General features: G+C 66.4%; 22 protein-coding genes. 7 read left to right on the top strand and 15 right to left on the bottom strand.

Annotation, left to right across the window (positions count from 1 at the left end):
• The 9 genes from rplB to rpsL all read right to left on the bottom strand — a co-directional run bounded on the left by rplB (position 1) and on the right by rpsL (position 7,983).
• Positions 1-837: a 50S ribosomal protein L2 gene (gene rplB, locus OPU66_RS01555; RefSeq protein WP_160590886.1), complete on the bottom strand. Its 837-nt coding sequence runs from the start codon at positions 835-837 to the stop codon at positions 1-3.
• 4 nt (positions 838-841) lie between these two features.
• Positions 842-1,156, bottom strand: a complete 315-nt coding sequence (locus OPU66_RS01550) for a 50S ribosomal protein L23 (RefSeq protein WP_160590888.1) — start codon at positions 1,154-1,156, stop codon at positions 842-844.
• Positions 1,149-1,775, bottom strand: a complete 627-nt coding sequence (gene rplD, locus OPU66_RS01545; RefSeq protein WP_498551836.1) for a 50S ribosomal protein L4 — start codon at positions 1,773-1,775, stop codon at positions 1,149-1,151. The genes OPU66_RS01550 and rplD overlap by 8 nt, the downstream gene beginning before the upstream one ends.
• Positions 1,776-1,778: 3 nt before the next feature.
• On the bottom strand, positions 1,779-2,528 hold the full coding sequence (rplC, locus tag OPU66_RS01540; RefSeq protein ID WP_498551835.1) for a 50S ribosomal protein L3: 750 nt from the start codon (positions 2,526-2,528) through the stop codon (positions 1,779-1,781).
• Positions 2,529-2,853: 325 nt separating this feature from the next.
• Positions 2,854-3,165: a 30S ribosomal protein S10 gene (rpsJ, locus tag OPU66_RS01535; RefSeq protein ID WP_046347132.1), complete on the bottom strand. Its 312-nt coding sequence runs from the start codon at positions 3,163-3,165 to the stop codon at positions 2,854-2,856.
• A 106-nt stretch (positions 3,166-3,271) separates the two neighbouring features.
• On the bottom strand, positions 3,272-4,462 hold the full coding sequence (tuf, locus tag OPU66_RS01530; protein ID WP_160590894.1) for an elongation factor Tu: 1,191 nt from the start codon (positions 4,460-4,462) through the stop codon (positions 3,272-3,274).
• A gap of 491 nt (positions 4,463-4,953) precedes the next feature.
• Positions 4,954-7,026 (bottom strand): elongation factor G, encoded by a 2,073-nt coding sequence (fusA, locus tag OPU66_RS01525; RefSeq protein ID WP_498551834.1) that lies wholly within the window; start codon positions 7,024-7,026, stop codon positions 4,954-4,956.
• A gap of 66 nt (positions 7,027-7,092) precedes the next feature.
• Positions 7,093-7,563, bottom strand: a complete 471-nt coding sequence (gene rpsG / locus OPU66_RS01520) for a 30S ribosomal protein S7 (RefSeq protein WP_498551833.1) — start codon at positions 7,561-7,563, stop codon at positions 7,093-7,095.
• Between the two features lie 48 nt (positions 7,564-7,611).
• The gene (gene rpsL / locus OPU66_RS01515) at positions 7,612-7,983 is read right to left on the bottom strand and encodes a 30S ribosomal protein S12 (RefSeq protein WP_019831557.1); all 372 of its coding nucleotides are present in this window, start codon (positions 7,981-7,983) and stop codon (positions 7,612-7,614) included.
• Between the two features lie 418 nt (positions 7,984-8,401).
• On the opposite strand from rpsL, the gene OPU66_RS01510 reads away from it, so the two are divergent.
• From OPU66_RS01510 to OPU66_RS01500, 3 genes are all read left to right on the top strand, one after another.
• Entirely contained in the window at positions 8,402-8,839 is a 438-nt protein-coding gene (locus OPU66_RS01510; protein ID WP_498551832.1) for an RrF2 family transcriptional regulator, read from the top strand.
• Positions 8,840-8,927: 88 nt separating this feature from the next.
• Positions 8,928-9,905 (top strand): NAD(P)H-dependent flavin oxidoreductase, encoded by a 978-nt coding sequence (locus tag OPU66_RS01505; protein WP_498551831.1) that lies wholly within the window; start codon positions 8,928-8,930, stop codon positions 9,903-9,905.
• Positions 9,906-10,348: 443 nt separating this feature from the next.
• Positions 10,349-10,951 (top strand): hypothetical protein, encoded by a 603-nt coding sequence (locus OPU66_RS01500; RefSeq protein WP_498551830.1) that lies wholly within the window; start codon positions 10,349-10,351, stop codon positions 10,949-10,951.
• A gap of 79 nt (positions 10,952-11,030) precedes the next feature.
• Here the strand turns inward: OPU66_RS01500 and OPU66_RS01495 are convergent, their stop codons facing one another.
• Together OPU66_RS01495 and OPU66_RS01490 are read right to left on the bottom strand one after the other, a co-directional pair.
• Positions 11,031-11,459: a DUF1465 family protein gene (locus OPU66_RS01495; RefSeq protein ID WP_498551829.1), complete on the bottom strand. Its 429-nt coding sequence runs from the start codon at positions 11,457-11,459 to the stop codon at positions 11,031-11,033.
• A gap of 137 nt (positions 11,460-11,596) precedes the next feature.
• The gene (locus OPU66_RS01490; protein ID WP_498551828.1) at positions 11,597-11,794 is read right to left on the bottom strand and encodes a YdcH family protein; all 198 of its coding nucleotides are present in this window, start codon (positions 11,792-11,794) and stop codon (positions 11,597-11,599) included.
• Positions 11,795-11,991: 197 nt separating this feature from the next.
• On the opposite strand from OPU66_RS01490, the gene OPU66_RS01485 reads away from it, so the two are divergent.
• A complete protein-coding gene (locus OPU66_RS01485) occupies positions 11,992-12,147 on the top strand; it encodes a YdcH family protein (RefSeq protein ID WP_498551827.1) in 156 nt (51 codons plus the stop codon).
• Positions 12,148-12,371: 224 nt separating this feature from the next.
• Here OPU66_RS01485 and OPU66_RS01480 read toward each other — a convergent pair whose 3' ends face one another.
• The 4 genes from OPU66_RS01480 to OPU66_RS01465 all read right to left on the bottom strand — a co-directional run bounded on the left by OPU66_RS01480 (position 12,372) and on the right by OPU66_RS01465 (position 14,442).
• Entirely contained in the window at positions 12,372-12,767 is a 396-nt protein-coding gene (locus OPU66_RS01480) for a PilZ domain-containing protein (protein WP_498551826.1), read from the bottom strand.
• A 105-nt stretch (positions 12,768-12,872) separates the two neighbouring features.
• Positions 12,873-13,331 carry an RNA polymerase-binding protein DksA gene (gene dksA, locus OPU66_RS01475; protein WP_160590911.1) on the bottom strand — a complete coding sequence of 153 codons (459 nt, stop codon included), beginning with the start codon at positions 13,329-13,331 and terminating at the stop codon, positions 12,873-12,875.
• Between the two features lie 202 nt (positions 13,332-13,533).
• Positions 13,534-13,806, bottom strand: a complete 273-nt coding sequence (locus OPU66_RS01470) for a hypothetical protein (RefSeq protein ID WP_498551825.1) — start codon at positions 13,804-13,806, stop codon at positions 13,534-13,536.
• Between the two features lie 156 nt (positions 13,807-13,962).
• Positions 13,963-14,442, bottom strand: coding sequence for a host attachment family protein (locus tag OPU66_RS01465; protein WP_498551824.1), 480 nt, complete (start codon positions 14,440-14,442; stop codon positions 13,963-13,965).
• Positions 14,443-14,605: 163 nt separating this feature from the next.
• On the opposite strand from OPU66_RS01465, the gene serS reads away from it, so the two are divergent.
• The 3 genes from serS (at position 14,606) to rimO (ending at position 18,090) form a co-directional block, all read left to right on the top strand.
• The gene (gene serS / locus OPU66_RS01460) at positions 14,606-15,883 is read left to right on the top strand and encodes a serine--tRNA ligase (protein WP_498551823.1); all 1,278 of its coding nucleotides are present in this window, start codon (positions 14,606-14,608) and stop codon (positions 15,881-15,883) included.
• Positions 15,883-16,647, top strand: a complete 765-nt coding sequence (gene surE / locus OPU66_RS01455; RefSeq protein ID WP_498551822.1) for a 5'/3'-nucleotidase SurE — start codon at positions 15,883-15,885, stop codon at positions 16,645-16,647. The genes serS and surE overlap by 1 nt, the downstream gene beginning before the upstream one ends.
• An 81-nt stretch (positions 16,648-16,728) precedes the next feature.
• Positions 16,729-18,090, top strand: a complete 1,362-nt coding sequence (gene rimO / locus OPU66_RS01450) for a 30S ribosomal protein S12 methylthiotransferase RimO (RefSeq protein ID WP_498551821.1) — start codon at positions 16,729-16,731, stop codon at positions 18,088-18,090.
• The last annotated feature ends 126 nt before the right edge of the window (positions 18,091-18,216 follow it).

Here is an 18,216-nt window from a genome sequence, read left to right as displayed (position 1 = left end):
TTAACCCTTCTTCTTCGCGTGACGCGACCGGATGATGAACTTGTCGGTCGCCTTGTTGTGACGGGTGCGCGCACCCTTGGTCGGCTTGCCCCACGGGGTGACCGGATGACGGCCGCCCGAGGTCCGGCCTTCACCACCGCCGTGCGGATGGTCGACCGGGTTCTTGGCGACGCCGCGGGTCAGCGGGCGCTTGCCGAGCCAGCGGTTGCGGCCGGCCTTGGCAAGATACTGGTTGGCGTTGTCGGGGTTCGACACCGCACCGACGGTCGCCATGCACTCGCCACGGATGTAGCGCTGCTCGCCCGAGTTCAGGCGGACGATCACCATGCCGCGGTCACGGCCGACGACCTGCACATAGGTGCCCGCCGAACGCGCGATCTGACCACCCTTGCCGGGCTTCATCTCGACATTGTGGACGATGGTGCCGACCGGAACCTGGCCGATTTCCATCGCATTGCCCGGCTTCACGTCGGTCTTCTTGCCCGCGACGATCACGTCGCCGGCCTGAAGCCGCTGCGGCGCGATGACATAGGCAAGCTCGCCGTCCTCGTACTTGACGAGGGCGATGAAGGCCGTGCGGTTGGGATCATATTCGATCCGCTCGACGGTCGCCGGCATGTCCCACTTGCGACGCTTGAAGTCGATGAAGCGGTAACGCTGCTTGTGGCCGCCGCCGATGCCGCGGCTGGTCACATGACCCTTGTTGTTGCGGCCACCGGTCTTGCGCTTGCCTTCGGTCAGCGCCTTGACCGGCTTGCCCTTGTACAGGCTCGACCGGTCGACCAGGATCAGGCCACGACGCGCCGGGCTGGTCGGATTATAATGCTTGAGCGCCATTGCCTCAGATCCCCGTCGTCACGTCGATCGAGTCGCCGTCCTTCAGCGTCACGATCGCCTTCTTCACATCCGAGCGCGTATAGGGCTTGCCCTTCCAGCGCTTGGTCTTGCCCTTCTGGGTGAGCGTGTTGACGCCGGTCACGGTCACGCCGAACAGGGCCTCGACCGCCGCCTTGATCTGCGGCTTGGTCGCATCCTGGGCAACCTTGAACACGACGGCATTATGCTCGGAGAGCAAGGTCGCCTTTTCGGTGATGTGCGGCGCGACCACCACGTCATAGTGACGGATGTCGGCCGCCACGGCCTGCTTCTTAGCCATTGAACCGGGCCTCCAGCTTTTCGACGGCCGCGCGGGTCAGGACCAGCGTCTCGGCGCGAAGGATGTCGTACACATTGGCGCCGATCGCCGGCAGCACGTCGATCGTGTGCAGGTTGCGGGCCGCCAGCGCGAAGCTGGTGTCGACCTGATCGCCGTCGATCACGAGCGCGGTCTTGCCGAAGCCGAGCTTGGCGAGATTGCCGATCAGCGCGCGGGTCTTGCCACCATCGACCGTCAGGCTGTCCATGACGATCAGCTGGCCGGCCTTCGCCTTGGACGACAGCGCCATCTTGAGGCCGAGCACGCGGACCTTCTTGTTCAGCGACGGGTTGAAGTCGCGGACACGCGGGCCGTGCGCCTTACCACCGCCGATGAACACCGGGGCGCGGCGATCGCCGTGACGGGCGGTGCCGCCGCCCTTCTGGCGACCGAACTTCTTGCCGGTGCGGGCGACGTCCGACCGCTCACGCGCGGCGCGGGCGGTGCCGCGACGCTTTTCGAGCTGCCAGGTGACGACGCGGTGCAGGATATCGGCGCGCGGCTCCAGGCCGAAGATCTCGTCGTTGAGATCGATCTCGCCTTTGCCCTGGGCGTCGAGGGTCTGAACTTGGACCTTCATCGCTTAGCCTTCCTGGGTCTCGCTGGCCTCGACAGCCGCCTCGGCGGGCGTGTCGGCAGGCGCATCATTGTTGTTCTGGGCGACCTTGAGGCCGGCCGGATACGGCGCTTCGGCCGGGCGCGACACCTTAACCGCGTCCTTAACGGTCAGCCACGCGCCCTTGTGGCCCGGGACCGAACCCTTGAGGAAGATCAGCCCACGCTCGGCGTCGGTCAGCACGACTTCCAGATTCTGCTGGGTGCGCTGACGGTCGCCCATGTGGCCGGCCATCTTCTTGTTCTTGAAGACGCGGCCCGGATCCTGACGGTTACCGGTCGAGCCGTGCGAGCGGTGCGACACCGACACGCCGTGCGTCGCGCGCAGACCGCCAAAGCCCCAGCGCTTCATCGCGCCGGCAAAACCCTTACCCTGGGTGTGGCCCGACACGTCGACCAGCTGACCGGGGACGAAATGATCGGCGGAGATTTCCGCGCCGACATCGAGGAGCGCATCCTCGGCGACCCGGAACTCGACCAGCTGCGCCTTGGGCTCGACTTCGGCCTTGCCGAAATGGCCCCGCTGCGGCTTGGCGACATTCTTCGCCTTGGCCGTGCCCGCGCCGAGCTGGACAGCGACATAGCCGTCGCGATCGGCCTCACGGCGCGCAACGACCTGCAGATTGTCGAGCTGGAGCACGGTGACCGGAACGTGCCGGCCGTCTTCCTTGAACAAGCGGGTCATGCCCACTTTCTTCGCGATCACGCCTGTGCGCATGATCAGATCCCTTCCTGCATAGGCTCCAGGGCGGCGTCCAGCCGGACCGGGAGCGTGCCAACGAAAAAGGCTCCGGAACCTCCGGAGCCAGCCCAAAAGATCAATCGCCCCCGCCCGGGCCGGTATCCGCATTGCTGCGAATGGCGGGGACGCAGGCCATGCAGCCTTGCGGCCACATGCGGTATCCCTGAGTTCGCTATGGGTGCGTCGGTCAGCGCCGCCGCCCGGCCTCGCTTCGGGCCGGACCCCGGTTCAGCCGCTTGCGGCCAGCCGGGGCAACCTGGAGACGGACGAGACGCCTGCCTCCGAATCTGAAGCGCCGCCTTTACGCGAGTTTGATCTCGACATCAACACCCGCGGCGAGGTCGAGCTTCATCAGCGCATCGACCGTCTGCGGGGTCGGCTGCACGATGTCGAGCATGCGCTTGTAGGTGCGAACCTCGAACTGCTCGCGCGACTTCTTGTCGACGTGCGGCGAGCGGTTGACGGTGAATTTTTCGATGCGCGTCGGGAGCGGGATCGGACCACGGATGAGAGCGCCGGTGCGGCGGGCGGTGTCGGCGATGTCGCCGGTCGCCTGATCGAGCACGCGATGATCGAACGCCTTGAGGCGAATGCGAATGTTCTGGGTTTCCATGTCCACTACCGATGCGAAAGAGCCATGCCCGGTTGAGCCGGGCTTCTATTAAATTGCAAAGCCGCCCGGCCCCTAGAAGGGACCGGGCGGCCATGCAAGCAAAAGCTTACTTGGTGATGTTCGCCACGACGCCGGCGCCGACGGTGCGGCCGCCTTCGCGGATGGCGAAACGCAGACCCTGGTCCATCGCGATCGGGGCGATCAGCTTGATGTTCAGGTTCACGTTGTCGCCCGGCATCACCATTTCGGTGCCTTCCGGCAGTTCCACGGTGCCCGTCACGTCGGTGGTGCGGAAGTAGAACTGCGGACGATAGTTGGCGAAGAACGGCGTGTGACGGCCACCTTCATCCTTCGACAGCACGTAGACTTCGGCCGAGAAGTCGGTGTGCGGGGTGATGGTGCCCGGCTTCGCCAGAACCTGACCACGCTCGACTTCGTCGCGCGCCACGCCGCGGATCAGCGCACCGATGTTGTCGCCGGCCTGGCCCTGGTCGAGCAGCTTGCGGAACATTTCGACGCCGGTCACGACGGTCTTGCGGGTGTCCTTGATGCCGACGATTTCGACTTCTTCGCCGACCTTCACGATGCCGGTTTCGACACGGCCGGTGACGACGGTGCCGCGACCCGAGATCGAGAACACGTCTTCGATCGGCATCAGGAACGGCTTGTCGAGCGGACGCTCCGGCTGCGGGATGTAAGCATCGACCTGACGCATCAGCTCGAGCACCGCTTCATGGCCGATTTCGCGGTTCGAATCTTCGAGGGCGGCGAGCGCCGAACCCTTGACGATCGGAATATCGTCGCCCGGGAAGTCGTACGACGACAGCAGCTCGCGGATCTCCAGTTCGACCAGCTCGAGCAGCTCGGGGTCGTCGACCTGGTCGACCTTGTTCATGAACACGACGAGCGCCGGCACGCCGACCTGACGGGCGAGCAGGATGTGCTCGCGGGTCTGCGGCATCGGGCCGTCGGCAGCCGACACGACCAGGATCGCGCCGTCCATCTGCGCCGCGCCGGTGATCATGTTCTTCACATAGTCGGCGTGACCCGGACAGTCGACGTGCGCATAGTGGCGCGCTTCGGTTTCATATTCGACATGGGCGGTCGAAATGGTGATGCCGCGCTCACGCTCTTCCGGGGCCTTGTCGATGTTGGCATAGTCGACGAAGGTGGCGCCGCCGGTTTCAGCGAGCACCTTGGTGATCGCCGCGGTCAGCGAGGTCTTGCCATGGTCAACGTGGCCGATGGTGCCGATGTTGCAATGCGGCTTCGTCCGCTCGAACTTTGCTTTCGCCATTTCTTCCTCTGTCTATCAAACCGTTTCGCCGCCGGGCCGCAGCGCCTGTTCACCCGTAGCTCTCGTTCACCCGCAGATCGTGTGAAAGGGGCGAACCCCACGCGCAGGCCGCCGGCCCGGAAATCCCGACCCGCAACGAAGCGCGGCCCGTAACCCAAACGCGACGGAAACGCCAGAGGCATTTTGACGCGCCGCGCGGTCGCGCGCGCCCATTTAGCCTCTTCGCGCGCCCGCGCAAGAGACGATCCTTGGCTGGCGGGCCGAAAAGCCTGCCGACATGCCCGAAACGGGACGGCTGCACCGGCAAGCGGGGCCTGCAAACGCCCATGCCCGCCGACCGGACAGAACGGCCAGACAGCGGCCACGCGCCGCGCGAATCGCCCCAGCCCCGACCCGGCATAGGCCCGCCATGGGCCGGAATTGGCAGCGCCCTCCCCGGCGGGCGGACATGCCGCACGCCGGAGAGGGCGCCAATGCCGGTCAGGCCGGGATCAGGCGAGCTTCGCCTTCACCTCGTCCGCCACGTTCTGCGGCACTTCATCATAGTGCGAGAACTGCATCGTGTACTGCGCACGCCCCTGGGTGAAGGAGCGCAGCTGGTTCACATAGCCGAACATGTTGGCAAGCGGGACCAGCGCGTTGACCGCCTGGGCGTTGCCGCGCGTGTCGGTGCCCTGGATCTGGCCGCGGCGGCTGTTCAGATCGCCGATGACGTCGCCCAGATAGTCTTCCGGGGTCACGACCTCGACCTTCATGATCGGCTCGAGCAGCTTGATGCCGGCCTTGGCCGCCACTTCGCGCATCGCGCCGCGGGCGCAGATTTCGAACGCCAGCGCCGACGAGTCGACGTCGTGATAGGCGCCGTCCACCAGATGCACTTCGAAGTCGATGATCGGGAAGCCGATCAGATGGCCGGTTTCGGCGGTTTCGCGGAAGCCCTTTTCCACCGACGGGATGTATTCGCGCGGAATGTTGCCGCCCTTCACCTCGTCGAAGAACTGATAGCCCGAACCACGCTCGCCCGGCTTCACCTGCACCTTGACGCGGCCGAACTGGCCCGAGCCGCCCGACTGCTTCTTGTGGGTGTAGTCGATTTCGACCGGCTTGGCGAGATATTCGCGGTAGGCCACCTGCGGCGCGCCGACATTGGCCTCGACCTTGAACTCGCGCTTCATGCGGTCGACGATGATTTCGAGGTGGAGTTCGCCCATCCCCTTGATGATGGTCTGGCCCGATTCATGATCGGTCGACACGCGGAACGACGGATCCTCGGCGGCCAGGCGGTTGAGGGCGAGGCCCATCTTTTCCTGGTCGGCCTTGGTCTTGGGTTCGACCGACAGCTCGATGACCGGCTCGGGGAACTCCATGCGCTCGAGGATGATCGGCGCATTGGGCGCGCACAGCGTGTCGCCCGTGGTCGTTTCCTTCAGGCCCGCAATCGCGACGATGTCGCCGGCATAGGCTTCATCAATGTCTTCGCGGCTGTTGGCATGCATCAGCAGCATGCGGCCGATCTTTTCCTTCTTGTCCTTCACCGAGTTGAGGACGGTGCCCTTTTCGAGCTTGCCCGAATAGATGCGCGCGAAGGTGAGCGAACCGACGAACGGATCGTTCATGATCTTGAACGCCAGCGCCGAGAAGGGCGCGGTGTCTTCGGCCGGACGCGTGTCTTCGGTCTCGCCGTCGAGCTTGACGCCCTGCACCGCCGGAATGTCGAGCGGCGACGGCAGATAGTCGACGATCGCGTCGAGCAGCGGCTGCACGCCCTTGTTCTTGAACGCCGAGCCGCACAGCACCGGCACGAACGCGAAGCTGAGCGTGCCCTTGCGGATCAGCGCCTTCAGCGTGTCGGCATCCGGTTCCTTGCCTTCCAGATAGGCTTCCATCGCCGCATCGTCCTGCTCGACGGCAAGCTCGATCAGCTCCTGGCGCGCGACTTCGGCCGCGTCCTTCAGATCTTCCGGAATGTCCTGATATTCGAACTTCGCGCCGAGCGATTCCTCGAGCCAGATGATCGCGCGGTTGTTGACCAGATCGACCAGCCCCTTGAAGCCGCTTTCGATGCCGATCGGCAGATAGAGCACCGCCGGACGCGCGCCCAGCCGGTCCTTGATCATGTCGACGCAGCGTTCAAAGCTCGCGCCGGTGCGGTCGAGCTTGTTGACGAAGCACATGCGCGGCACGCGATATTTGTCCGCCTGACGCCACACGGTTTCCGACTGCGGCTCAACGCCGGCAACGCCGTCGAAGCACGCGACCGCGCCGTCGAGCACGCGCAGCGAACGCTCGACTTCGATGGTGAAGTCGACGTGGCCGGGGGTGTCGATGATGTTGACGCGGTGGTCGTTCCAGAAACAGGTGGTCGCAGCCGACGTGATCGTGATCCCGCGCTCCTGCTCCTGCTCCATCCAGTCCATGGTGGCGGTGCCTTCATGCACTTCGCCGATCTTGTAGGACTTGCCGGTGTAATAGAGGATGCGCTCGGTGGTCGTGGTCTTGCCGGCGTCGATATGCGCCATGATGCCGATGTTGCGATAGCGCTCGAGCGGATGGCTGCGGGCCATGATCGTCGGTTCCTTGCGAAAGGGGGAGCCGGACCGTCCGGCTCCCCCGCATTTAGGTGATGGGTGTTACCAGCGATAGTGGCTGAAGGCGCGGTTCGCCTCAGCCATGCGGTGCGTGTCTTCGCGCTTCTTGACCGCGTTGCCGCGGTTCTGCGCGGCGTCGAGCAGCTCGCCCGACAGGCGCGCCGACATGGTCTTTTCGCTGCGCGCACGGGCGGCGGCGATCAGCCAGCGGATGGCGAGTGCCTGGGCGCGTTCGGCGCGGACTTCGACCGGCACCTGATAGGTCGCACCGCCGACGCGGCGGCTGCGGACTTCGATGCCCGGCTTCACATTGTTGAGCGCGTCATGGAACACGCCCAGCGGCTCGCGCTTGGCGCGCTGCTCGACCGTGTCGAGCGCACCATAGACGATCGATTCGGCGACGGACTTCTTGCCGTCGAGCATGACGCTGTTCATGAACTTGGAGAGGACCTGATCCCCGAACTTCGGGTCAGGCAGGATTTCCCGCTTTTCGGGACGACGACGACGAGCCATTGATCTCTTCCTTCAAACTTCAGCCTGGGTGCCGGACGGGCCGGCGGCTTACTTCGGACGCTTAGCGCCGTACTTCGAACGCGACTGCTTGCGGTCCTTGACACCCTGGGTGTCGAGCACGCCGCGCAGCACGTGATAGCGCACGCCCGGCAAGTCGCGGACGCGGCCGCCGCGGATCAGCACCACCGAGTGCTCCTGAAGGTTGTGACCTTCGCCCGGGATGTAGCTGATGACTTCGCGCTGGTTGGTCAGGCGAACCTTGGCCACCTTGCGAAGCGCCGAGTTCGGCTTTTTCGGGGTCGTCGTGTAGACGCGGGTGCAGACGCCGCGCTTCTGCGGGTTCTGCTCCATCGCAGGGACCTTGGACTTGGCCTTCTGCGGCTCGCGGCCCTTGCGGACCAGCTGGTTGATCGTCGGCATTGAAGCTCTTCACCTTGTTGCAAACGGTTACTTTGCTGACGCCCGAATCGAGACACAGCGACTATCCGTCGTCGAACTTACCCCGCATGGGGGAACCGGCAGACCGACCGTCGCCAGGGCGATCATCGGCCATCCGGCTGTTCAACACGAAAGGGCCTGGGCGGCTATCCAGCCCCCCGGCCCCTGCTGCGCCAGCAATGTTCAAGCTCGTCCACGCAGGTCGGAAGATGCAGCCACGCTGCCATTCCTCGCCTTGCGGACGTGGGCGGGCATATAACGGCACCCGCCCTTGCGGTCAACGCCGCCCCGGCTCGCAGCCATCTCGCCGCCATGCTGTGGACAAGTAGGTGGGCAAGCATGGGGAAAGCGGCCGGGGCGCGGCTTGCAAATCCCCGCCATGCCCGGCATTTGGCCGGCCATGCTTTCCCAACGGACACGTTATGCGATCCGCGCGTTGCTGCATCTCGCCGATCGCCATGGCGAAGGCCCTGTGCAGCTGACCGAGATTGCGGCGGCGCAGAACATCCCGCCCAAGTTTCTGACCGTGATCCTGTCGGAAATCGGCCGGGCCGGGCTGGTGGAAACGCAGCGCGGCCGCGACGGCGGCTATTGGCTGGCGCGCGACCCGCGCGAGATCAGCTATGGCGACATCATCCGGCTGACGCGCGGCAGCCTGGCACTCGTCCCCTGTGCCAGCCGGCTGGCCTATCAGCCCTGCGAGAATTGCGTGACGCAGGAGGAATGCCGCGTCCATTGGGTGATGCTCAAGCTGCGCGACGAGACCGCGCGCATCCTCGATCAGGTCACGCTCGCCGATCCGCCGCCCGTCGATTCGGTCGAACCGGTGCTGCCCTGACCCGGCAGCCGGCCGGGCTTGACGCTAGCGCATCCATGGCTGCCGACGGGGCTGTGGACAGCCGGTTTCATTGCGCTATTCAAATGGCATGAGCCTTCCACCCCTGTTTGATCGCCTGCGGCTTCCCGTCATCGGCTCGCCGCTGTTCATCGTCTCCGGGCCAGATCTGGTGATCGCCCAGTGCAAGGCCGGCATTGTCGGCTCGTTCCCGGCGCTCAACGCCCGGCCGCAAAGCCTGCTCGACGAATGGCTGCACCGGATCACCGAAGAGCTGGCGGCATGGAACCGCGACAATCCCGACCGCCCGGCCGCGCCCTTCGCCGTCAACCAGATCGTCCACAAATCGAACGACCGGCTGGAACAGGATCTGGAAACCTGCGCCAAATGGCAGGTGCCGATCATCATCACCTCGCTCGGCGCGCGCGAGGATCTGAACACCGCCGTCCATGCCTGGGGCGGCATCACCCTGCACGACGTGATCAACAACCGCTTTGCCCGCAAGGCGATCGAAAAGGGCGCGGACGGGCTGATCCCGGTGGCGGCCGGCGCGGGCGGCCATGCCGGCACCATCTCGCCCTTCGCGCTCGTGTCGGAAATCCGCGAATGGTTCGACGGGCCGATCGCCCTGTCCGGGTCGATCGCCAACGGCCATTCGATCCTGGCCGCGCAGGCGGCGGGGGCAGACCTTGCCTATATCGGCTCCGCCTTCATCGCGACCGCCGAGGCCAATGCCGATCAGGGTTACAAGCAGGCGATTGTCGAAAGCAGCGCGTCCGATATCGTCTATTCGGACCTGTTCACCGGCGTGCACGGCAATTATCTGCGCGGCTCGATCGAGGCCGCCGGGCTTGACCCCGACAATCTGCCCAAGGGCGATTACAGCACGATGAACTTCGGCTCGGGCGGCAATACCGAGAAAAAGGCGTGGCGCGACATCTGGGGGTCGGGCCAGGGGATCGGTTCGGTCAAGGCGGTCGAGACGGTTGCCGACCGGATCGACCGGCTGGAACGCGAATATCGCACCGCCTGGGGCGAGTTGCAGGGCAAGGTCCGCAAAGGCTGGTGACGGACGCATGGCTGCTGGCGCGCCGCACGACGACGCGCCAGCAGCCGCCGCCTTCGCGCATGCCAACGAACGCAGGGCCAACAAAGGCCTGCGCTTCGGCGCTGTTCCTGTGGGTCCATACCAGCGCCGATTTTCAAGAGCGTGGTCGGGGTTGATCCCGGCCTGAGACCCCGCCTCGAAACCCGGCACCAGCTCGGCTGATCGGCAACACACCGATCCTGGCCGGATCGGGAATGCACCGAAATGGATGCAAGCCCTAAAGCCGGGTTGCCGGAATCGCAGGATTGACGCTCCATGCGCGGGTCGCCCGCCTGCATTGCCGGTGACTGGAGTTGATCATGGCATCATGTCGGTTGGGTGAGAGGTCAGACGTTTCGTGTGCGCGTCCCGCAATACAAAATGCGGACGACCGCCACTGGTTGTCCGTCGTGCGGCCAGCAGCATTGGCCGCCATGCTCGCGCTCGGTCCCGGCTGTGCCGATGCGGCGGCGACCGACCCCTTCGAGCCCGGGCAAAAGGCGTGCCTCGACTTTCGGGGCGAGCGCTGGTGCCTGCCGGGCGAAACTCTGCTGGCCCTCAACGGCAAAGACGACGCACGGCCTGGCGCGCTCGTCCGAATCCCTCTGCCTCCCAAGGCGCCTGATTATTGCAGCTTTCCAGTTGCTCCGCGCAGGACGATGAGTCTGCTGGTCCAGGAAGCCAATGACGGCGACACGCCGCAAGCGTTCCTAAAGCGTGCAGCCGAAGCGTGGGCAACCGTATACAGGCAGATCCCCACCGGCATAGAGGATGTATTGGCCTGGTGTTCGAAGCCCGGCAGGCGCTTGTGCAGCTACGAACAGCAGGGTCAGGATCATATCTTCACCCAGTGTAAGATTGCCGAAGCGCCGATACTGTCAATATGCGAAACTATCGTGGCAAGGCCCGGACATTATATGAGGTCGGCTTACCTGTTCGATTGCTTTGCGAAGCGACACGTCATCGCCGAACACTTGGTCTCATGGTTCGATTCAATGAAGGTGACGCAGCGCACCCCGCCGCAATGACCGCGCTGCAAAGCGCACCAGGTTTGGCACATGCGCCAGCATCATGTTTTGGCCAGAATGACCAAATCGTCACTGCCGACTAAAGCGCGCGTTCGAGCTTCTGGATCAGGCCGAGCGCAGGGCTGACCGGCAGCGCCTCGTACATTTCGCGGTCGATGCGCGCGACGCGGTCATAAAGGTCGATGCTGGCCGCGATCAGCTGCACGGCAGCGGGCGGCATCATCGCGGTGGCGTCGGCGTCGCTGCCGGCGGCATGGCCGAGCCGGCGCGACTCCGCGCGCTCGTCCTCGCGCACCTCACCGGCGGCGATGGCCTTGCGCATCAGCAGCCAGGCGATGACGTGCATCAGCCGGGTCGTGACCTTCAGCGACTCGCAGGAAAAGGACACGCGCGCCAGCGGTTCCAGCGCCTGCCGGTCGGCGCGGCCGCCCTCGTCGAAATAGGCGCGCGCTTCGTCGGCGAGCAGCATCGCCTCGGTATAGAGGCTGTCAACGAGCCTCGCGGTCATCAGCTTGCGGCAATCAAGAGCCATCATGCGAAAAAGTTGCCACAGTCATGGCCGGCCCGCCACGGCCAATCGCGGTAAACCACGTCCCGATTTGGTCCATTCCAGCGCCTGTCCCATCCCGGGCCGGACGGCACCGGTCAGGCGATGATGTCGGGGATCAGCTGATCCTCGAGCACCGCGATTTCGTCCCTCAACCGCAGCTTCTGCCGCTTGAGCCGGGCAAGCTGAAGCTGGTCGACATGCGCGGCACCGAGCAGGGCGGTGATCGCATCGTCCAGATCGCGATGCTCGACCCGCAGCAGCGCGAGTCGCCGCTCAATCTCCTCCTCGGTCACGCCCGTCTCTCCTGCCCGCTTTCGGCTCGCCCGGCAAAGCCACACGCCCTGCCGCGATTTACCTCTGTTTAACGGATAGGGCGGAGACATGGCGGAGGAAAGCTGTTCTACTGCGCTTTCCGCAGCAACATGGCAGGCCGCCGGCCCCCTTGGCGGAACAAAGTGCTGCTGGGAACCAAACAGAGGAGACCCGCACGATGGACAATGCGCATCTGGCCGCCCTTGAAGCCAAGCATGCCGGGCTGGACGCCCTGATTGTCACGGAAATGCGACGACCCCTGCCCGATGAAGCCCGGATCGCCCAGCTGAAGAAGCAGAAGCTTCGCCTGAAGGACGAAATCACCCGCCAGTAACGGCCAGGACCGCAGCCGTCCCGCGCCCATCGGCGCGGGCGGCATCCCGGCGCAACCGGGCCGGCGGCCCAGAGCTGGCGACCCACTGCCCAGCGACCAAAGCCCAGCGACCCAAAGCCCGGCAAAACCAGCCCCAGCATCTCCTGACACAACGCCCCGGGGCCAGCGGCCGGAAACCTGCGCGCCGCGCATTTCGCCCCCCAAGCCCGCCTCAAAAGCCAGCCTCAATCGATGCGGAACAATGGCGGCTTGCGCGCAGCCTCGGTCAGCTTGCGCGAGGTGACGACAATGGCCTTGGCAAAGGCGGGAGCCGCATAGCCGGGGGCCGATTGCGGGCGCAGCACGATATCGGGATCGACCGGCTGGTCGAAGCGCACCCCGTAACGCGGCGCGCGCGCCCAGACGACCGTGCCCGAAACCGGCCCGATCCCGCGCAGCTCGGCTTCGACCGGCTCACCGACCGCCAGCCGCTCGCCCAGCTCGACCATCATGCCGCCGGGCGACAGGTTGCGGATCCGCGCCGGCACCGCCTCCCCGTCCGCACGGCTGATCGCCGTGCCAAGGAAGAAGTTGAGCCGCGTCTGGGCGCGGTCGGAAGGATGATCGGCAGCATCGGACATGAAGGTCGACCGGGCAAAGGCTCCGCCAAGAGGATAAACCGTCTTTGGAGCTTCGCCGGAAAAGGTCGACAACGGATTAAGGTTAAACGCCCGTTTAACCCCGTTTCACTCGTCGCGAGAGATTTTTTCCTGCCGCTCGTGCCGTTCCTGCGCCTCGACGGTCATCGTCGCGATCGGCCGCGCTTCCAGCCGCGCGAGCGAGATCGGCTCGCCGGTGACTTCGCAATAGCCATATTCGCCTTCGTCGATGCGGCGCAGCGCGGCATCGATCTTGGAAATCAGCTTGCGCTGGCGGTCGCGGGTGCGCAGTTCGATCGACCAGTCGGTCTCGCTCGACGCGCGGTCGGTCACGTCCGGCTCGCGCAGCGATTCCTTTTGCAGGTGATCGAGCGTGTCCTGCGCCTCGCGCAGGATATCGTCCTTCCAGGCCAGCAGCTTCTTCCGGAAATAGGCAAGCTGCCGCGGGTTCATGAACTCTTCGTCGGCCGACGGACGGTAATCGTCGTCATTGACCGGCAACAGGGTTTTTCCGCTCTCGTCAACGCTACTCACAGCCGTCGCCATAGCCCTTCTCCGCCCTTCGCGGCCCGCTATGCAGCCGGGTCCGCGCCCTCGCTGGCGGGCTATAAACGGGCACGCAAGTCAGCACAAGCGCCGCCACCCGGCCCGCCCGTGTCGCGGAAGCAGGAAAAAAGGTCCGGAACCGAGGGAAGCCGGCCGCGCAGCCGGGCCGGGTGCGGCCGGCGCGATCGCCGGCGGCCGGCGGTCAGGCGGCGCGTGCCTCAACCCCGGGGCCGCTGCCCAGCGCGCGCCGGGCTTCCTCGATGCGCTTCTGATAGGCGGCGGCGACTTCCAGATGCGCCTCGCGCAGTTCGGCGGAGGCCGCGTCGAGCGCCAGCGTCCGGTGTTCGGCCGCCTCGCGCGCCAGATGCAGGATCCAGTGCAGATGCTCGCCAAGCGCGCGGGTCATGTCCAGCCCCGCCTCGAGCCGCGCACGGGTCTCGGCCGCCGGTCGAACCGTCATCGCCTGATTGCCCATCCCACCTGCTCCCTGTTCGCCTGACAGGGTTAAAATCGGCCAAAAACCGCCAATCCGGCAAGCTTGTGAAACTACGGATGAGCCTCGATTTTTCCCCTAAGGGCGATCCCGGAGCCGGGGGTTTACCCACGCGCAACCATGCCACTCGCCCGCCTGTCAGGCAGCGGCCAGGATCGCCGCGATCCGGTCGACCGGATGATTGGTCAGATCCTTAGCCACCTCGCCGATCAGCCGTTCGACAACCGCCTTGCTGTAATGGTCGCGCAGCGCGCCCAGCGTCGGCGCGGGCGCGACGACGATCAGTCGCGCATTCTCCTCGGCCTCGGCGCGGGCATTGAGCATCGCGGCAGCCTCGGCGGCGAAGCGGGTTTCTTCCAGCGCGTGCAGATCGGTGTTGGCATAGGCACTGCGCGCCGTGGCTCCGCCCTGATGGCCGGGGGCGCCCGGCATCGGCGCGCCCGCCGACGCAAAGCCGCGCCCGGGCGCATCGCTGCCCTGCGCGGCGGTGGGAGGATTGTCCTGCTCCGCCGCTGCCAGCAGCTCCAGCTCGGGGTCGAACGCGCCGCCGGCGTTGCGGAACAGCAGCATCCGGCCGCCATCGACAACCAGCACCAGCGTGTCGTGCGGGATTTTCATGCCTGCCCTCCCTCGCCTGCGCCATCATCGGCACCCCGATCATGGCCGTTCCCGCACAACGCCGCAGCCAGACGCACGGTTGCACGGGCTGGCGGGAAGGACCGGGAGGCCAAGCAGGCAGGCAGGGTTGCGCGCCACCGCCGGCCCGGCCATAGCCGGGGCCATGCACGACATCCGCATCATCAGGGACGATCCGGCCGCCTTCGATGCCGGGCTGGCACGGCGCGGGCTGGACCCGGCCGCGACCGAACTCCTCGCGCTCGACGAGCAGCGCCGCGCGGCGGCGACCGCGTTGCAGGCAGCCCTTGCCCGCCGCAACGAGGCGTCAAAGGCCATCGGCCAGGCCAAGGCGCAGCGCGACGAGGCGGCAGCCGCGGCGCTGATGGCCGAGGTCGCGGGGCTGAAGGACGAGCTGCCGGCGCTGGAAGAGGCCGAACGCCGGCTGACTGCGGAGCTTGAGGCGCGGCTGGCGATCATCCCCAACCTGCCGCTCGCCGATGTGCCCGACGGCGCGGACGAGACCGAAAATGCGCTGGTCCATGAACGCGGCGCGCAGCCGCAGTTCGCCTTTGCCGCGCGCGAACATGATGCCATCGGCCCGGCGCTGGGGCTGGATTTCGACACCGGCGTCAAGCTGGCGGGGGCGCGCTTCACGCTGCTGCGCGGCCCGGTCGCGCGGCTCTACCGCGCGCTTGGCCAGTTCATGCTCGACACGCTGGCTGGCCAACATGGCTATGAGCTGGCAGTGCCGCCGCTGCTGGTGCGCGACGAGGTGATGTTCGGCACCGGCCAGCTGCCCAAATTCGCCGAGGATTCGTTCCGCACGCTCGACGGGCGCTGGCTGATCCCGACATCGGAGGTCAGCCTGACCAACATCGTCCGCGAGGCGATCCTGAGCGAGGCGGAACTGCCGCTGCGCCTCACCGCGCTCACCCCCTGTTTCCGGTCGGAAGCCGGGGCCGCCGGGCGCGACACGCGCGGCTTCATCCGCCAGCACCAGTTCGACAAGGTCGAGATGGTGTCGATCACCACGCCCGAGGCGTCGGAGGCCGAGCATGAGCGGATGACCGCCTGTGCGGAAGACATACTGACCCGGCTCGAGCTGCCGTTCCGGCGGATGAAGCTGTGCACCGGCGACATGGGCTTTGCCGCCGCGCGCACCTATGATCTTGAAGTGTGGCTGCCCGGACAGGCGCGCTACCGCGAGATTTCGAGCTGCTCGACCTGCACCGATTTCCAGAGCCGGCGGATGAACGCCCGCTACCGCCCGGCGGGGGAGAAGGCGACGCGCTTCGTCCACACGCTCAACGGCTCGGGCCTTGCGGTCGGGCGGACGCTGGTCGCGGTGCTCGAAAACCATCAGCGCGCCGACGGATCGGTGGCGGTGCCGGCGGTGCTGCGCCCCTATCTGGGCGGGGACGAGGCGATCGGGCCGGCCTGATGCGCATCCTGCTTACGAATGACGACGGCATCAACGCGCGCGGCCTTGCCGTGCTGGAAGAGATTGCCCGCACCCTGTCGGACGATATCTGGGTGGTCGCCCCGGCCGAGGAACAGTCGGGGGCCGGCCATTCGCTGACCATCACCCGCCCGCTCCGGCTGAGGCGGCTGGGCGAGCGGCGCTTCTGCGTCACCGGCACGCCGACCGATTCGGTAATGATGGCGCTCGCCAAGGTGATGGGCGACACGCGGCCCGACCTGATCCTGTCGGGCGTCAATCGCGGGGCCAATCTGGCCGAGGACGTGACCTATTCGGGCACGGTGTCGGCGGCGATGGAAGGCGCGCTTGCCGGGGTGCGGTCGATCGCGCTCAGCCAGGTCCATGCGGCCGACGCGCCAGGCGACGATGTGCCGTTTGCCGCCGCCCGCGCCTGGGGCGAACGGGTGCTGCGCCCGCTGATCGGCCTGCCGCTGGCACCGCGCACGCTGATCAACGTCAACTTCCCGGCGCGCGCGCCCGATCAGATCAGGGGCGTGCGCGTCGTGGCGCAGGGCTTTCGCGACTATGGCCGGCTGCGCATCGTCTCCAACCGCGATCCGCGCGGCTATGAATATCACTGGTTCGGGCTTGGCCCGACCATCGAGACGCCGGCCCATGCCACCGATCTGGAAGCGATCCAGGACGGCTATGTCGCGGTCACGCCGCTCCAGCTCGACCTGACCCACCGCGAGTCGCTCGCCCCCATCGCCCGGCTGTTCGACTGAGCCGCCGGCGCGGCGGTCCGCCTCCGCACCAGCCCGGACTGGAAAAGCCGGCGCGTCTGGCTTATGGGGCGCGGCTTGCCCATGACCACGACCCTCCCCACCCCGCCCAAAGTCGGCATGGTTTCGCTCGGCTGCCCCAAGGCGCTGGTCGACAGCGAGCGCATCCTGACCAAGCTGCGCGCCGATGGCTATCAGCTGTCGGGCGACTATGCCGATGCCGATGTCGTGCTGGTCAACACCTGCGGCTTTCTCGACAGCGCCAAGGAAGAAAGCCTTGAGGCGATTGGCGAGGCGATTGCCGAAAATGGCCGGGTGATCGTCACCGGGTGCATGGGCAATGAGGCCGATGTGATCCGCGCCCGCTTCCCCGATGTCCTCGCCGTCACCGGGCCGCATCAATATGAAGCGGTGGTGGGCGCGGTGCATGAAGCGGCCCCGCCGGTGCCGTCGCCCTTTCTGGATCTGGTGCCCGAAGCCGGGCTGAAGCTGACGCCGCGCCATTACAGCTATCTGAAGATTTCCGAAGGCTGCAACCATCGCTGCGCCTTCTGCATCATCCCGTCGATCCGCGGCGATCTGGCCAGCCGCCGCCCCGATGCGGTGCTGCGCGAGGCCGAAAAGCTGGTCGCCGCCGGCACGCGCGAGCTGCTGGTGATCAGTCAGGACACCTCGGCCTATGGGCTGGACCTGCGTCACCAGTCCTGGCCGTGGAAGGGCGGCGAGGTGCGCGCGCACATGACCGATCTGGCGCGCGAGCTGGGCCGGCTCGGCACCGCCGACCGCCCGGTCTGGGTGCGGCTGCACTATGTCTATCCCTATCCGCATGTCGATCAGGTGATCCCGCTGATGGCGGACGGGCTGCTGACGCCCTATCTCGACATCCCGTTCCAGCATGCCAGCCCCAATGTGCTGAAGGCGATGCGTCGTCCCGCCAATGACGCCAAGGTGCTGGAGCGCATCCGCGCCTGGCGGACGATTGCGCCCGATCTGGCGATCCGGTCGAGCTTCGTCGTCGGCTTTCCGGGCGAGACCGAGGCGGATTTCCAGTATCTGCTCGACTGGCTGGATGAAGCGCAGCTCGACCGGGTCGGCGCGTTCCGGTTCGAACCGGTCGAGGGTGCGGCGGCCAACGCCCTGCCCGATCCGGTGCCCGAAGAGGTCAAGGAAGAGCGCTACCAGCGGCTGATGGACAAGACCGCCGCCATCTCGGCCGCAAAGCTCAGGGCCAAGATCGGCCGCACGCTGCATGTGATCATCGACGAGGTCGATGACGGTGAGGACGGCGGCGCCAATGGCCGGTCGGAAGCCGATGCGCCCGAGATTGACGGGCAGGTGCTGCTGCGCGACGCCGCCGGCCTCAAGCCCGGCGACATCGTCCCCGTCCTGATCGAGGATGCGGACGCGCATGACCTGTTCGGGGTGCCGGCCGGCCCGGCGATCTGAGCGACGCGCGGCGGCGCATTGCCGTCGTCCGCCGGCCCGTTGTCCCCGCTCCCATCACTGCGTCGCGAGATTTGCCGCGCGCGCCATTCTGCACGCCCACGACTGATCCCCGCTCAATGCCGGGCC

It is taken from the genome of Sphingomonas sp. URJC2 (genome assembly GCF_059803575.1).
The sequence above is the reverse complement of the archived record's forward strand: the minus strand, read 5'-3'. Positions and strand labels throughout refer to the sequence as shown.